Origin of the sequence: Pseudomonas sp. Je.1.5.c (assembly GCF_051129895.1) — a bacterium.
In the GTDB taxonomy this organism is placed as follows: domain Bacteria; phylum Pseudomonadota; class Gammaproteobacteria; order Pseudomonadales; family Pseudomonadaceae; genus Aquipseudomonas; species Aquipseudomonas urmiensis.
In genome coordinates, this window is record NZ_JBCPSP010000002.1 from 290,288 (window position 1) to 304,584 (window position 14,297).

A 14,297-nucleotide genomic window follows, 5' to 3' on the forward strand; every position below is an offset into this window, starting at 1 on the left:
TTAGCAGCGCAAATTAACGCCAATCTTGCTTGTCAGCGAAGATCGCCTGCGCATTCGCCTCCAGGCTCTCCAGGTGATAGCCCCCCTCCTGCACGATCAGGCACGGCAGCCGCAGCGCACGGATACGCTCGCCCAATGCGGCGAACCCTTCACGGGTCACGGCCACCTTGCTCTGCGGGTCGAGTTCATAGATATCGAAGCCTAGCGACAGCACCAGCACCTCGGCAGCAAAGTCCCTCACGGCATCCAGGGCAATCTCCAGCTGGCTCATGAAGTCCGCTTCACTGGCCCCATGCGGCATCGGCAGGTTGAGGTTGTAGCCCTCCCCTGCACCGGCGCCGCGCTCATCGGCAAAGCCGGCCACGCCTGGGTAGAAGTTGGTGGGGTCGCCATGGGTGGAGACGTACAGCACATCATTGCGCGCGTAGAAGATCTCCTGAATGCCTTGGCCGTGGTGCATGTCGGTATCGACAATCGCCACACGGCTGTAGCGGCTGCGCAGCACCTGCGCAGCGACGGCGGCGTTGTTCACGTAGCAGAAACCGCCCGCGGCATCGTAGCGGGCGTGATGCCCCGGTGGACGGCACAGGGCATAGGCCGCTGGCTCGCCGTCGAGCAGGGCCTGGGCCGCTGCTACCGCGCTTTGCGCCGACCAGTAGGCCGAGCGCCAGGTGTGCTCGCCGACCGGGCAGCTGCCGTCGGCTAGATAACGGCCGGCCTGGGCGAGGATGCCGCGCAGGGCGTTGGGCTCGCGAACGAAGATGTTCGACATGACTTCATCGCCCCAATCCTCGGGCACCTCTTTCCAGCGCGCATGAGCTTCTTCAAGAAACGCCAGATAAGCCGTGCCATGCACCGCTTGCAACGGCGCCAGGCCGGCATCTGCAGGTTGGCGGATGTCGAAACCCAGGTCCTTGGCTGCCTGCAACAGGCGCTGGGCGCGCTCGGGGACTTCCTGCGGGGTGCGCATGGCGCCGCGTGAGTAGTAGCTGCGCGGATGGTGCAGCAGTTGCTCGGGATGGAAATAGCAGCGCATCAGAACTCTCCTGGTTCGACTTGACCGGCGCGGGCCAGCACGGCGTTGAGCAGTACATCGACGCCTTGGCGGGCATCGTCGGGCAATACATCTTCGGCTTCGTTGTGGCTCAGGCCGCCCACGCAAGGAATGAACACCATCGCCGTGGGGCAATAACGGGCCAGCAGGATGGCGTCATGGCCTGCGCCGCTAACAATGGATTGTTGGGCATAGCCCAGACCATCGACCGCGTGCTGTACCGCTGCCACACAGGCGCCGTCGAACGGCGTGGCGGGGCTGACCCAGTGGCGCTCGATACGCACGTTCAGGCCGCGCTGTGCGGCGATGGCCTGTAGCTGCTGGCCAAGGCTGCGCTCCATGGCTTCGATGGCTTCATCGCGGTGATGACGCAAATCGACGGTGAACTTGACCACGCCGGGAATGGTGTTGCGCGAGGACTTGGCAATGGCCAGTTCACCGACTGTGGTCAGGCCTTCAGGGGCGAAGTCGGCCGCCAATTGCTCGACCACCTGGATCATTCGTGCGGCGCCATAGAGGGCATCTTTGCGCAGCTTCATCGGCGTGGTGCCGGCATGTGCGGCCATGCCCTCGACGGTGACATCGAGCCAGCGAATGGCCTGGCCGCCGCTGACCACGCCGATGCTCTTGGCGTTGTCTTCAAGGATCGGCCCCTGTTCGATGTGCGCCTCGAAATAGGCATCGACCGCGCCGCCCAGCGGGCGTTGGCCGGCGTAGCCGGTGCGCTGCAGTTCGTCGGCGACGCTGATGCCATTGGCATCGCGAATGGCCAGGGCTTGTTCCAGCGCCAGGGTGCCGGTGAACACCGCCGAGCCGAACATCGCCGGGGTGAAGCGCGCGCCTTCCTCGTTGGTCCAGACCGCGATCTCCAAGGGCTTGCGGGTGCGGATGCCGAGGTCATTGAGGCGGCGCACCACCTCAAGCCCGGCCAGCACGCCGTAGACGCCATCGAAGCGGCCGCCCTCAGGTTGGGTATCCAGGTGGCTACCCATCATCACCGGCGCGGCCTCGGGGTCGCTACCAGGGCGGCGGGCGAACAGGTTGCCGATGGCGTCCACCGACAGGCTCAGGCCCGCCTCGCGGCACCAGGCCTGGAACAGTTCGCGGCCGGCTTTGTCTTCGTCGCTCAAGGCCAGGCGGCAGCTACCACCACGGGCGGTGGCGCCGACTTCGGCCATGGCCATCAGGCTCGCCCACAGGCGCTCGCCGTTGCTTTTCAACATGTGCGGTTACTCCAGCAATCCAGGGGGTGGGTCAGGCCAGCTCAAGCTGCTGGCTGCGGCTGTATTGGCGGGCAAGGGCCAGCACACAGACCAGGGAAATCGTCGCGATCAGGGTGTAGAACACCGCCATCGGCCACCACTGGCCGGTGAAACTGTGCGCCAGCCAGGTGCCGATCAGCGGGGTCAGGCCACCGGCGATAGCGCCGCAGACCTGATAAGCCATGGAGATCGCGGTGTAGCGCACGCGGGTCTCGAACATGCCACTGACGTAGCCGGCAATCACTGCGTAGAACGAGGCCATGCACGCCGCCGCCAAGGCGATACCGAGCACGATCAACGGCCCCTGGCCGGTGCTGACCAGCACGAACATCGGATACGGCGAGGCCATCGCCAGCAAGGCGACCAGGGCCAGGAATCGGGTAGCGCCGATCTTCTCCGACAGCCACGCTGCCAGCGGCTGGACACAGAACTGGATGACCGCAACGAAGAACAGGCATTCCAGGATCAGCGAGCGCTCCAGGTGCAGTTGCTGGGTGGTGTAGCTGATCATGAAGGTGTTGGTGAAATACACCCCGGCAATCCCCAGGGCATTGGCGCCAATGCACAGCAGCAGAGGCCGCCACGCGGTACGCAGCACTTCCAGCACTGGCGCCTGCTCCTTGCGGCGCGACTTCTCGGCCTGTTCGCGGCTGGCGAGAAACTCTGGCGACTCGTTCACCCCCAGGCGGATCGCCAGGCCAACCAGCAGCAGCAAGGCACTGGCCAGGAACGGCACGCGCCAGCCCCAGCTCATCAGTTCTTCTTCGGGCAAGCGGGTAACCGCGCCAAACGCCAGCAGCGAGAGGATCAAGCCCGCCGGGCTGCCCAGCTGGGCGAACGAGGCGAAGAACGTACGCCGGCCCTTGGGCGCATGCTCGCCGGCCATCAGCACCGCACCGCCCCACTCGCCTCCAACGGCGATGCCTTGGATCACCCGCAGCACAATCAGCAGCACTGGTGCGGCGGCGCCGATTTGCGCGTAGGTTGGCAGCAGGCCAATGCCCACGGTGACCACGCCCATCATCAGCAGGGTAATGACCAGGGATTTCTTGCGACCGATGCGGTCGCCGATATGGCCGAAGACGATGCCGCCCAAGGGCCTGGCGAAGAAGCCCACGGCGAAGGTGCCAAAGGCGGCCATGGTGCTGAACAGGCTGTTGTCGGAGGGGAAGAACAAGGCGCCGAACACCAGTGCGGCGGCGGTGGCGTAGATGTAGAAGTCGTACCACTCGATCATGGTGCCGATAAACGCGGCGGCCGCGGCCCGGCGCGGTTGGGGCGAAGCGGATGGCTTCATGGGTCAGGCTCCTTTGCTTGTTTTTTTGGCAGGAGTAAGGGGTCACGGGGCGCTCTGGGGGCGCTTGGATGGCGGCTCTATCGCGGGGCAAGCCCGCTCCCACGCTGATCAGACTATTCAGGCATGGGAGCCGGCTTGCCCGCCAATGACGGGCACTGGCCTTGACGTGATTTTTCGGCCGGGGGCTATGATTAGTCAATTTTCTATTTATTATTCGAACTATAACGCCCATTTATTATCGCGAGCCCGCCATGTCTGACCGCCTGCTCAACGATCGCCTCGACTGGAACCTGCTGCGCACCTTCCGGGTGATCGGCCAGGAACTGTCCATCAGCCGCGCCGCCGCGCGCCTGCACCTGACCCAGCCGGCCGTCAGCCAGGCGCTCAAGCGCCTTGAGGAGCAGCTCGGTCGCCAGCTGATCGCCCGCCGCGGGCCGCGCTTCGTGCTGACGGAAATGGGCGAGCAGCTGTTCCAGCTGGCTGGCGAGGTGTATGGGCAGATGTCGCAGATCGGCGGCCTGCTCGAGCAACCGGCCGATGAGTTGGTCGGCAAAGTGCGGCTATTGATGATCAGCCGGATCTGCTCGGAGCGCTTCGACGATTTTCTCGCAGGCTTTCATCGCCAGCATCCACGGGTGGACCTGGAGATCGACGTGATGCGCAGCTCGGACATCGTCGCCGCCCTGCAAGAGAAAACCGCCACCGCAGGCTTGAGCCTCAATCGCCGGCCGCAACCACGCCTGGAGCAGCGCTTGTTCCTGCGTCAGCGCTATGCCTTTTTCTGCGGCAAGCACCACGGCTTGTTCGGCAAGCAGGAAGGCGATCTGCAGCGGGAAAATTTCGTCAGTTTCACCAGCGACCAGATTGGCGGCATGCTCTCGCCGTTGACCATTTTTCGTGATCAGCAGGGGTTCAGCGGACGCATCGTGGCGTCATCGCCGAGCCTTGAGGAAGTGCGCCGGCTGGTGATTGCCGGGTTTGGCATTGGCTGTTTACCCGAGCACGTGGTGGCGCCTGATGTGCAGGCTGGATTGCTCTGGCGATTGCCGCCGCATGAGGGGATTGCGGATGTCGATATTCACCTGCTGTGGAATCGCGAGCAGCGTTTGAGTCGGGCGGAGCGGGTGTTTATCGAGGCATTGCAGGGGTGCCTGCAGGTGCAGTGATGCCTTCAGATCCTGGGGGCCGCTGTGCAGCCCCAAAAATCCAAAGCCTTACACCGTGGCGTCCAACCCCATCTGCCAGAAATCTGCCTCCAGCTTCGACGCCTGGCCAAAGATCGCCGCCAACTCGACAAAGCGCTGCTCGGTCATGCTCCGCGCCGCCAGTTCATCCAGATGCGTGCGCGCCGCAGCCGCCACCCCTTGGTAAGCCTCCCCGGCATACTCGCCGATCCATTCGCGATAGGGGTGATCGCGCAAATCGCCAATCTGCTCGGACAACGCCCGGCCAATCTCTGCATAGCCAATCACACAAGGCGCCAGCGCCGCGTGCAGTTCCAGCAGGTCACCTGCCGCACCGCAATCGAGTACATAGCGGGTGTAGGCCACTGTCGCCTGATGCTCAGGCGCGGCCTCGATATCGGCCTTGGACACCCCCCAGCGCGCGCAAAGGCGCAGGTGCAGTTCGGTCTCATCGAGGATCGCCGCCAGCCCCGCCTGGGCTGCCCGGATGTCGCTGGGCAAACGGCTCTTGTACGCGGCCAGGGCCCAGGCGCGGGCAAACTGGATGAGGAACAGGTAATCCTGCACCAGGTAAGTACGGAAGGCCTCCTCGCTCAGACTGCCCTCACCCATCTGCCGCACGAACGGATGATCGACATAGCTGGACCATTGGGCCGCGCACGCGCCCTTGAGGCGATCGAAGATATCCATGCTCACGCCTCCCCTGGGTAGATGGCATCGAAGAAGGCCAGCTCCAGCTGCACCGTGCGCAGGTAGAAGTCGCTGCTCAGTGCCGCCTGCTGTGGCCCGACCCGATCCAGTTCTGCTTGCAGGAAGGCGGCGAAGTCGCGGAAGAACGGGTTGTCATGCAGGGTGATCCACTCGGCGTGGACAAAGTTGGCCGGCAACGGTTGCGGTGCCTTGATCGCCCAGTCCAGGTACAGGCCCTCGGCGACATTCAGTACCGCCAGGGCGGCGGCATACGAACGGGTGGCCGCCGCTTCGCGCATGATCGCCTTGAACCCTGCGGTTGGTAGGGTGTCGGCAGGCTCGTCGCGCTGCGCCGGGCTGACGTCCAGGGCTTGGAAAGCGCGCAGGAAGTAGGTGTTCTCGTCGCTACTGATCATGCCGGCGAAGCGCCCCAGGCGCAGGCGTGCCTCGAAGGTGTCGGCCGTGGCGATGGCGGCCCCCAGCAGGGTCAGGAAGCTATCGAGAAAGCGGTGATCCTGGACCAGGTAGCGGACCATGACAGGGTCCGCCACGCTGCCGTCGCACAGCTCTTTGACGAAGCGGTGGCCGACCGCCGCAGACCAGGTCGGCTCGCTTTGGCGGCGCAGGGTTTGGGTGAAGCGTTCGGTCATGGTGCTGTCCTCTGTAGGGTGACAGCGAGACCGTGGCGGTGTGGCATGAAGCGGCCTCGCAGTGAGGCCGGCAAAAAGGCAGGTCGGCAGTCCCATCCCTTCGCCGGCATGATCCGGATCAGGTTCGAAGGGTCACCGCGCTGGTGATCTCAGCGGTTTCTCAGCCCGTTGCCGGGCTCCCCTTGGTGGCGAATAGGTATACAGGAGGGGGGGTGGCTTGTCATCAGCCGGGATGGCTAGCGCAGACACTCAACTGAAATAGCGCACATCCAAGCGCTCGACCAGAAAGTCGATAAACACCCTCACCCGCTGCGGCAACTGCCGACCAGGCCCAATGAACACCGCATGCAGGATATCTTCCTCGCCACTGTCGAATTCTTCCAGCAACGGCACCAGCCGCCCTGCCGCGATATCCGCCCCCACATGGAAATTGGCCAGGCGGGCAATCCCTGCGCCGCCGAGGGTCAGCTGGCGCATGCTCTCCCCGTCTTGCAGCAGCAGATTCCCTTGCGGCTCAACCTCGACCCGCTGGCCATCGGCGCCCTGATACACCCAGGCCTGCGAGTGCCGATGAAAGCCAAAGCCCAATCGATTGTGCTCAAGCAGCTCCTGTGGCGTACGCGGGGTGCCCCGGCGCGCCAAGTAGTCCGGGGCGGCCACGGTCAACAAACGGCTACGGCCCAAGTGCCGTTGCACCAGCCGTGAGGCCTTCAGCGGCCCCGAACGGATCGCCACATCGGCCCGCCGTTCGAGCAGATCGACCACCGTGTCGGTCAGCTCGATGTTCAAGGTGATCTGCGGATAAGCTTCCAGAAACGCCGGCACCAGCGGCACCAGGCAATGCAGGCCAAACGGCAGGTTGCTGTTGATATGGATGATCCCGCTGGGGCAGGCGGCATTGGCCACATCGCGCTCGGCGTTGTCGATCTGCTCAAGAATACGCAGGCTCTCGACATGGAAGCGCTCACCCTCGGCGGTCAGTTCCAGGCGCCGGGTCGAGCGCAGCAGCAGACGTGCGCCCAGGCGCTGCTCAAGGCGAGCGATCAGCTTGCTCACCGCCGATGGGGTCATGTCCAGGCGCCGCGCCGCTTCCGAGAAAGTACCGCAGGCGACCACTTCGGCAAACACTTCCATCTCGCCAGAGCGATTGATGTCCTTGGCTCGGATTTGCATGATTTGAATTCACAGCTGGTTGGAATTGCACGAGTCTACATCACAAACCGTGAGCCTCGTATCGTGTGCTGCATCTTTCACCTTGCGAGCATTTTTCATGACTACCCCCTCCTCCACACGCATTCACCCCGGGGTGTATGTGCTGGCCCTGACCGCCTTCGCCATTGGCGTGGCCGAGTTCATCGTGGTCGGCATTCTCCCGGCAATTTCCAACGACCTGGGCGTGACCCTGGCCACCGCTGGCGGCCTGGTCGGCCTGTACGCATTGGCGCTGGCGGTGTTCACCCCGTTCATCGTCTTGCTGCTGGGGCGCTTGCCACGCAAGCCGGTGTTGGCTGGCCTGGTGGCAATCTTCCTGGCTGGCAACCTGCTCTCAGCGTTGTCCAGTGACTACTCGACGCTGCTGATCGGGCGACTGATCACCGCCGTCGCCCATGGCAGCTTCTTCGCCATTGGCGCCACGGTCGCGGCGAGCCTGGCACCCAAGGGCCAGGCCAGCAAAGCCATCGCCATCATGTTCGCCGGGCTGACCCTGGCCATGGTCATCGGGGTGCCGCTGGGCAGCTTCCTGGGCAATGCCATGGGCTGGCGCCTGCCGTTCTACGCGGTGGCCGCGCTCAGCGCACTGGCCTTGCTCGCCACCCTGTTCTGGCTGCCGGCGCTGAAAACCGGGGAAGCCGGGAGCATCCGCACCCAGTTGGCTGCGCTCGGCCAACCGGCGATCTGGTCGATGATGCTGGTGACCATTCTGGGCTTTGGCGCAAGCTTTGCCGCATTCACCTTCATCACGCCGATCCTCACCGACATCACCGGTTTCTCCTCGGCCACGGCCAGCAGCCTGCTGGTGGTGTTCGGCATCGCCACGCTGATCGGCAACCTCGCCGGCGGCCGGCTGGCCGACCGCCTGGGCTGGCAACGGGCGCTGCGCGTGCTGTTCGTCTTGCTGGCGGCAGTGCTGGTGTTGCTGGGCTTTTCGTTGTCGTCGCCAGTGGCCATGGTGGTACTGCTGTTCGTCTGGGGCGTTCTGGCTTTTGGCATGACGCCGGGCTTTCAGGCCGGCATGCTCGACACCGCTGGGCGCTACACCCCTAAAGCGGTGGATTTCGCCTCTGGGCTGAACATCTCGGCGTTCAACTTGGGCATCACCCTGGGTGAGACCGCCGGCAGCTACCTGGTGACCCACGGCCAACTGGCCCTCACCCCCTGGGCAGGCGTGATCGCCGCGGTACTAGTGCACGTGCCGCTGGCGTGGCTGGTCTGGCGCGGCAAGCGCCCAGCGGTTGGCGCCGGTGCACAGGCAGGAGCGCAAGCGTGAGCGGCGCCCTGGCAAAACTCAGCGCTGGCGGCCTGAGCATCGGCCTGGAATTGCCGCTGGACAATGACTGGAGCACTCCGCGCGATCAGGCCCGGCAGCAGGTCGGCGGCCTGTTCGGGGTGCCGGACCTGGCCCAGCATGCACAGCTGGCGACCCTCGCCGACCGGCTAGGTTTTCGCGCCCTGTGGGTACGCGACGTGCCACTGTACGACCCGCAATTCGGCGATGCGGCGCAGGTGTTCGAGGTGTTTACCTACCTCGGGTTTCTCGCTGGGGTTACCCGCAATATCCTGCTTGGCACAGCGGCAGTGGTATTGCCGATCCGTGAGCCGCTGCTGACTCTCAAGGCCGCAGCCAGCGTCGACCTGCTCAGCGGCTCGCGCGTGTTGCTGGGCGTGGCCAGTGGCGACCGGCCAGTGGAATACCCACTGTTTGGCCGCGACTTCGACAGCCGCGGCGAACGCTTTCGTGAGCACATCGCGCTGCTACGCGACTGGCGTGGGGCGGGGTTGCCCGAACAGATCGAAGTCTTGCCGCGCCCTGCCCAACCGCTGCCGTTGCTGGTGGCCGGGCTGGCCCAGCAGAGCCCGGCGTGGGTGGGCGAGCATCTGGATGGCTGGTTGGCCTACCCCGGCACGCCGCAGGAGCACGTGCGGCGTGCGGCGTTGTGGCGCGAAGTGGCCGGGGCCAAGCCATACGTGTCGTTCCTGCACCTGGATCTGGACGACAACCCGCACACGCCGCTGCAGCGGCACCGCTTCGGCGCGATGGTTGGGCGCAATGGGCTGATTGCCGAGCTTGAGGCGATGCGGGAGGCGGGGGTGGCGCATATTGGCCTGCACCTGCGGCGCAATCGGCGGCCGCTGGATCAGACACTGGAGGAGCTGGCGGCGTTTGTCTTGCCGCATTTTCATGAGTCCGCCAGCAAGGGCCAGTGAAGCCCACTCGCGGGCAAACCCGCTCCCACAGGGTTCGCCTGGGAGCGGCGGTTTGGTCCCGTGTGCCAGGCGATAGGGCGGTACTGCTCAGGCCGGGCTCAGCGACTTGCGCTCCAGCCACTCCAACATCAATTCGCCCCAGGCGATATCTGCTTGCAAAGCCGCCTTGGCCTTGGCTGAATCACGCTTGCGCAAGGCCTCCAACACTTCGAAATGCTTGTGCTTGGCGCTGGCCAACTCCGCCTTGGGCACTTCGGCGTGGAAGGTGCTGAGCAGCGGCCCCATCATCACCCACATGTTCTCCAAGGTCTTGAAGATCACCGGCATGCGCGCTGCGGCAATCAGCCCAAAATGAAACTCGCGGTTAAGCAGCGAGGCCTTCTTGTAATCGACGCTGACCGCCGCCTGAAACGCCGCCTGCACCTGCTCCAGATGCTCCAGCTCAGCGGCAGAAATACGCTCGGCGGCCATCCCCGCCGCCTCGCCTTCGAGCAGGTGGCGAATCAATTGGATCTCGCGCAATTGGCTAACGGTCAGCTCTGGCACATAGATCGAGGTGGCCGCCTTCATGTCCAGGGCATGATCGCTGACCAGGCGGAAAATCGCCTCGCGCACCGGGGTGATCGACACCCCGAACTCCTCGGCCAAGGCACTGATGCGCAGGCGGTCACCCGGTTGGTACTGGCCGTCCATCAATGCCGTGCGGATGATGCTGTAGACCCGCTCGCTCAGGTTGCCTTTATCCAGGGGCTTGTGAACTGTCACGCTGGTTCTCTCTTGTCTGGTGAATGGCCCGGCGCCAGCTTCCAGTGATGGCGCCGCTGGGCGAGATGGCGAAAACGCATGATACATCATCATTCATACGCCGCCAGCACGCCCTCTGGTATCAGATGCGCGCGTCGCGCCTGCCCACACCTTGCAGCAACACCGCCACCACGATGATCGCGCCTTTGATGATCTGCTGTGGGTAAGCCGGGACACTGAGCAGGTTCATGATGTTACCGATCAGCCCCAGCACCAGCACTCCAACCACGGTATAGAACAAACTGCCCTTGCCGCCGGACAACAGCGCCCCGCCAATCACGCAGGCAGCAATGGCATCCAGTTCGAGGGCCATGCCGGCACTGGGCGTGGCGACCCCGGAGCGCGAGGCGATGACCACCCCGGCCAATGCACTCAACCCGCCGCAGATGGCATAGGCAGCAAGCTTGTAGCGCTCCACCGGGATCCCTGCCAGGCGCACTGCGGTTTCGTTGCTGCCGCTGGCGATGATCAGCCGGCCAAAGGCGTTGTAACGCAGGATAAGCGCGAACACTGCGATCACCAGCACCGCCAACCATACCGGCCAGGGCACGCCGAACAGGCCGTCCGCCTGGCGACCGAAGTCGCGCAACAGCCCAGCGGCGCTCTGGCTGTCGGCGAGGCGTTGCGGCTGGCCATTGGAGAGTATGAACGCCAGGCCCCGGGCCACCGTCATCATCGCCAGGGTGGCAATGAACGGCGCCATGCGAAAGTAGGCGACGAAGCTACCCGTCACCAGGCCCATCAACACCCCAGCCGCCACGGCGATGGCGACCGCCAAAAACAGCCCGGCGCCACCCTCCAGCGGCACCAGGTTCAGGCTCATCGCCACGACGATACCGCCGACCGCCGCCACCGACGCCACCGACAAGTCGATGCCGGCGGTGAGGATGACGATCAGCATGCCGATGCTCACCAGCATCAACGGCGTCGATTGGCGTAGCAGGTTGCCCAGGTTCTGCCAGGTGAAGAAGTCCGCCGACAGGCTGCTGGCAACCACCACCAGCACCAGCAGCATGACCAAGGCGTTGTGCTGCAAAAACAGACGCTGCAGCGAGCGCCCCCAGGCCTGCGGCTGGGCAGGCTCGCCCGGCAGGTTGCCGGCGGCCAGTTTGCTCAAGTTGTTATCCACGGTGTTCGACTCCCATCGCCAGACAGATCATTGCGTGTTCTTCGATCGCACTGCCGCCGAGCTCGCCAGCGATGGCGCCATCGCGCATCACCAGCACCCGGTCGCACATGCCGATCAGCTCAGTCATTTCCGAAGACACCAGGATGATCAATACCCCGGCTTCGGCCAGTTCATTGATGACCCGGTAGATCTCGGTCTTGGCGCCGACATCGACGCCACGGGTCGGCTCATCGAGAATCAACACCCGACAGCCGGCATCGACCCACTTCATCAGCGCGACCTTCTGCTGGTTACCGCCTGACAGGTCGCCCACTGCCTGCTCGATCGAGCCGGTCTTGAGCCGCAGTTGCTTGCGCAGCGCCTCGACCCCGGCGCGCTCGCGCCGGCCGTCGATCCAGCCGCAGCGGCCGGTGTAGGGCGAATTAGGCCGCAAGGCGGCGTTGATCCGGATCGACATCTCCAGCAGCACGCCTTGCTGTTTGCGGTCTTCGGGGAGCAAGCCAATGCCGTGGCCGATGGCTTCACGCGGGTTGCGATTGCGCAGCAGCTGGCCATCCAGGCGGATGCTGCCGGCACTGCTGCGCTCGGCGCCGAACAATGCGCGCATGGTTTCGGTGCGGCCCGAGCCGACCAAGCCGCTGAATCCCAACACTTCGCCGGCACGCGCCTGGAAGCTGATATCGCGCACCAGCGGCCCGGCGCACAAGCCCTCGACCTGCAAGCGCACCTCACCCAAACTGGCCTTGCGCGGCGGAAACAGATCGCTCAGCTCACGACCGATCATCATCTGCACCAGGCCGCGTTCATCGATGGCCGACAGCGGCAAGGTGCCCACCGTGCGGCCATCCTTGAGCACCGTGGCGCGGTCACAGATCCGGAAGATTTCGTCCATGCGGTGCGAGACGTAGATGATGCATACGCCCTTGCGCCGCAGCTCATCGAGGATGCGAAACAGCTGCTCGGTCTCATGCGAGGTGAGCACCGCCGTCGGCTCGTCGAACACCAGCACCGACGCGTTGCGTGACAGCGCCTTGGCGATTTCCACCGCCTGCTGGTGGGCTACCGGCAACGCGCCGACTGCGCGGCGCTCGTCGATATTGGCAAAACCCAACTCGTCGAGAATGCGCCGCGCCTTGGCCCGCAGCGTGGCCCACTGCACCAGGCCCTTGCGCGCGCCGAGGTCATCGATGCAGATGTTCTCGGCCACTGACAGGTGTGGCGCCAAGGCGAACTCCTGGTAGATCACCGATACCCCCAGGCGCAGGGCGTCGGCCGGCTTGGCGATGCTCGCCGGTTGCTGGTGCAACAGCACCTCGCCGGCATCGCGCAGGTAAGCGCCAGCGAGGATTTTCATCAAGGTCGATTTACCCGCGCCGTTCTCGCCCATCAGTGCGTGAATCTCACCGGCCTGGGCGCTGAAACTGGCGCCACTCAGCGCGCTGATGCCACCGAAAGCCTTGTGGATGTCGCGCAGTTGCACCGCGGTAGTGTTTGCTGCATTCATAGGTCATGCCTCTGCAAGCGGCGCGCTGCCTGGGCAGGCGCCGCATCCGCGGGAGTCAGCGCATGGCTGCCTTGAGCTGGTCGATGGAACGGAACGCCGGCAACCGCTCGACACTGGCCGGGGCCTGTTCGAGCTGGATGAACTGCTCGACATTGGCCGGGGTGATCAGCTCGACCGGAAAGTACGAGGCCAACGGCAAGTTGTTGGCGGCAAGCCGGCCATCGAGGATCTGATGGATCAGCTCGATAGCCGCCACGCCAGTTTGCGAACCACTGTTGCTGGCGGTGACCAGCAGCTTGCCCTGCTTGATCAGCTCCAGCGCGACCTTGAAGCTGCCAGCTGCGGCAGCGACTCGCACCTGTCCCGCCTTGCCGGCGTTGTCGACGGCGTTGATCGCACCGATGGCGATGAAGTCGTTCTCCGCCAGGATCAGGTTGAGGCGTTCGCCGTGGGCACTGAGGATGTCTTCGCTGGCAGCCAGGCCGCCCTCCTCGGTCCAATCGCCACGCCCCCAGGCAAGCACATTGAAGCCCCCTTCAGGCCAGCTAAAACTGCCCTTGGCCTTGACTTGCTGGAACAGCTCGAACCCCTTGAGCAGGGCATCCTCCCTGGACAAGCCGAGCTTGCGCTGTTCGGCGCGGGCCTGAACGATCCCGGAGATCATGCCGTTGAGACGGCTCTCGGAAGTGGAGTTGCCCATCACCCCGATGACCATGGCCGCGTTGATCTCGCTGGCCGGATCGCTGTGCTCGACCACGTAGCGCCCCGCCTCGACACCGCTGCCGTAGGGGTTACCGGTACTGGTGGTGATCACCGGCGCTCGGGCGTCCGGCGCGGTACCGACGGTAATTACCGGGATCCCTGCCGCCACTGCCCGCTCGACATCGGCCACCGAGCCGAGGATGTCGGTGGGGTCGATGACGATCACATCGACGCCAAGGGTGATGAAGTTATCGACCTGGGCGCTCTGGCGCGCGACATCGCTGTCGGCGACCTGCACCTGCATGTCATAGCCATAGCGTTCGGCCAGGCTACGGGCGTCGTCGATCATCGACACGAACCACGGGTTGCCGAGGGTGATCTCGGTCCAACCGATACGCAGGCGCTCGCCCTTCTGTTTCAGCGGCAGGGCCTTGTCGACCTGGCTACGATCAGCCATTTGCGGATCGACCAGGCCCGACAGCGCGGTATTGGGGATCAGTTGGTACAGCGGGTGGCGCGCCTCGGCGGCGGCTGGGCCGGCCAGCAGCGCAGTCATGGCCAGGGTGGCAAAAGTACGGGCAACGGTTTTGTTCAT

Annotated in this window: 13 protein-coding genes and 1 riboswitch; of the genes, 3 read left to right on the top strand and 10 right to left on the bottom strand. The window is 64.6% G+C overall.

From position 1 onward, the window contains the following. Nucleotides 1-13 precede the first annotated feature (13 nt). The 3 genes from AAZU54_RS03245 to AAZU54_RS03255 are packed head-to-tail and all read right to left on the bottom strand — an operon-like array spanning nucleotide 14 to nucleotide 3,613. Nucleotides 14-1,036, bottom strand: a complete 1,023-nt coding sequence (locus tag AAZU54_RS03245; protein ID WP_434726512.1) for a histone deacetylase family protein — start codon at nucleotides 1,034-1,036, stop codon at nucleotides 14-16. After that, entirely contained in the window at nucleotides 1,036-2,277 is a 1,242-nt protein-coding gene (locus tag AAZU54_RS03250) for a Zn-dependent hydrolase (protein WP_312153967.1), read from the bottom strand. Before AAZU54_RS03250 ends, AAZU54_RS03245 begins: the two co-directional genes overlap by 1 nt. Before the next feature lie 31 nt (nucleotides 2,278-2,308). Then, nucleotides 2,309-3,613, bottom strand: a complete 1,305-nt coding sequence (locus AAZU54_RS03255; protein WP_434726513.1) for an MFS transporter — start codon at nucleotides 3,611-3,613, stop codon at nucleotides 2,309-2,311. Nucleotides 3,614-3,864: 251 nt separating this feature from the next. Between AAZU54_RS03255 and AAZU54_RS03260 the strand changes: the two genes are divergently transcribed. Next, a complete protein-coding gene (locus AAZU54_RS03260) occupies nucleotides 3,865-4,779 on the top strand; it encodes a LysR family transcriptional regulator (RefSeq protein WP_186553590.1) in 915 nt (304 codons plus the stop codon). Nucleotides 4,780-4,827: 48 nt separating this feature from the next. Here the strand turns inward: AAZU54_RS03260 and tenA are convergent, their stop codons facing one another. The 3 genes from tenA to AAZU54_RS03275 all read right to left on the bottom strand — a co-directional run bounded on the left by tenA (nucleotide 4,828) and on the right by AAZU54_RS03275 (nucleotide 7,304). Beyond that, nucleotides 4,828-5,487: a thiaminase II gene (tenA, locus tag AAZU54_RS03265; RefSeq protein WP_434726514.1), complete on the bottom strand. Its 660-nt coding sequence runs from the start codon at nucleotides 5,485-5,487 to the stop codon at nucleotides 4,828-4,830. Between the two features lie 2 nt (nucleotides 5,488-5,489). Next, nucleotides 5,490-6,137 carry a TenA family protein gene (locus AAZU54_RS03270; RefSeq protein ID WP_434726515.1) on the bottom strand — a complete coding sequence of 216 codons (648 nt, stop codon included), beginning with the start codon at nucleotides 6,135-6,137 and terminating at the stop codon, nucleotides 5,490-5,492. A 78-nt stretch (nucleotides 6,138-6,215) separates the two neighbouring features. Beyond that, a riboswitch (TPP riboswitch) is annotated at nucleotides 6,216-6,330 on the bottom strand. Nucleotides 6,331-6,386: 56 nt separating this feature from the next. Continuing rightward, entirely contained in the window at nucleotides 6,387-7,304 is a 918-nt protein-coding gene (locus tag AAZU54_RS03275) for a LysR family transcriptional regulator (protein WP_428624261.1), read from the bottom strand. A gap of 103 nt (nucleotides 7,305-7,407) precedes the next feature. On the opposite strand from AAZU54_RS03275, the gene AAZU54_RS03280 reads away from it, so the two are divergent. Beyond that, entirely contained in the window at nucleotides 7,408-8,625 is a 1,218-nt protein-coding gene (locus AAZU54_RS03280) for an MFS transporter (RefSeq protein ID WP_434726516.1), read from the top strand. Beyond that, the gene (locus AAZU54_RS03285; protein WP_434726517.1) at nucleotides 8,622-9,563 is read left to right on the top strand and encodes a TIGR03571 family LLM class oxidoreductase; all 942 of its coding nucleotides are present in this window, start codon (nucleotides 8,622-8,624) and stop codon (nucleotides 9,561-9,563) included. The genes AAZU54_RS03280 and AAZU54_RS03285 overlap by 4 nt, the downstream gene beginning before the upstream one ends. Nucleotides 9,564-9,650: 87 nt before the next feature. Here AAZU54_RS03285 and AAZU54_RS03290 read toward each other — a convergent pair whose 3' ends face one another. From AAZU54_RS03290 to AAZU54_RS03305, 4 genes are all read right to left on the bottom strand, one after another. Then, nucleotides 9,651-10,328 (bottom strand): GntR family transcriptional regulator, encoded by a 678-nt coding sequence (locus tag AAZU54_RS03290; protein WP_404689625.1) that lies wholly within the window; start codon nucleotides 10,326-10,328, stop codon nucleotides 9,651-9,653. 121 nt (nucleotides 10,329-10,449) lie between these two features. Then, nucleotides 10,450-11,496 (bottom strand): ABC transporter permease, encoded by a 1,047-nt coding sequence (locus AAZU54_RS03295; protein ID WP_404689624.1) that lies wholly within the window; start codon nucleotides 11,494-11,496, stop codon nucleotides 10,450-10,452. Continuing rightward, complete coding sequence (locus AAZU54_RS03300) at nucleotides 11,489-13,000, bottom strand: sugar ABC transporter ATP-binding protein (RefSeq protein WP_434726518.1); 1,512 nt, start codon at nucleotides 12,998-13,000, stop codon at nucleotides 11,489-11,491. The genes AAZU54_RS03295 and AAZU54_RS03300 overlap by 8 nt, the downstream gene beginning before the upstream one ends. 55 nt (nucleotides 13,001-13,055) lie before the next feature. Beyond that, on the bottom strand, nucleotides 13,056-14,297 hold the full coding sequence (locus AAZU54_RS03305) for a sugar ABC transporter substrate-binding protein (protein WP_404689622.1): 1,242 nt from the start codon (nucleotides 14,295-14,297) through the stop codon (nucleotides 13,056-13,058).

What these genes read in the sequence shown, in the direction of transcription:
- AAZU54_RS03255 (WP_434726513.1), bottom strand. Translation starts at nt 3,613, where the DNA reads ATGAAGCCATCCGCTTCGCCCCAACCGCGCCGGGCCGCGGCCGCCGCG.
- tenA (WP_434726514.1), bottom strand. Translation starts at nt 5,487, where the DNA reads ATGGATATCTTCGATCGCCTCAAGGGCGCGTGCGCGGCCCAATGGTCC.
- AAZU54_RS03300 (WP_434726518.1), bottom strand. Translation starts at nt 13,000, where the DNA reads ATGAATGCAGCAAACACTACCGCGGTGCAACTGCGCGACATCCACAAG.
- AAZU54_RS03245 (WP_434726512.1), bottom strand. Translation starts at nt 1,036, where the DNA reads ATGCGCTGCTATTTCCATCCCGAGCAACTGCTGCACCATCCGCGCAGC.
- AAZU54_RS03280 (WP_434726516.1), top strand. Translation starts at nt 7,408, where the DNA reads ATGACTACCCCCTCCTCCACACGCATTCACCCCGGGGTGTATGTGCTG.
- AAZU54_RS03270 (WP_434726515.1), bottom strand. Translation starts at nt 6,137, where the DNA reads ATGACCGAACGCTTCACCCAAACCCTGCGCCGCCAAAGCGAGCCGACC.
- AAZU54_RS03250 (WP_312153967.1), bottom strand. Translation starts at nt 2,277, where the DNA reads ATGTTGAAAAGCAACGGCGAGCGCCTGTGGGCGAGCCTGATGGCCATG.
- AAZU54_RS03260 (WP_186553590.1), top strand. Translation starts at nt 3,865, where the DNA reads ATGTCTGACCGCCTGCTCAACGATCGCCTCGACTGGAACCTGCTGCGC.
- AAZU54_RS03305 (WP_404689622.1), bottom strand. Translation starts at nt 14,297, where the DNA reads ATGAACAAAACCGTTGCCCGTACTTTTGCCACCCTGGCCATGACTGCG.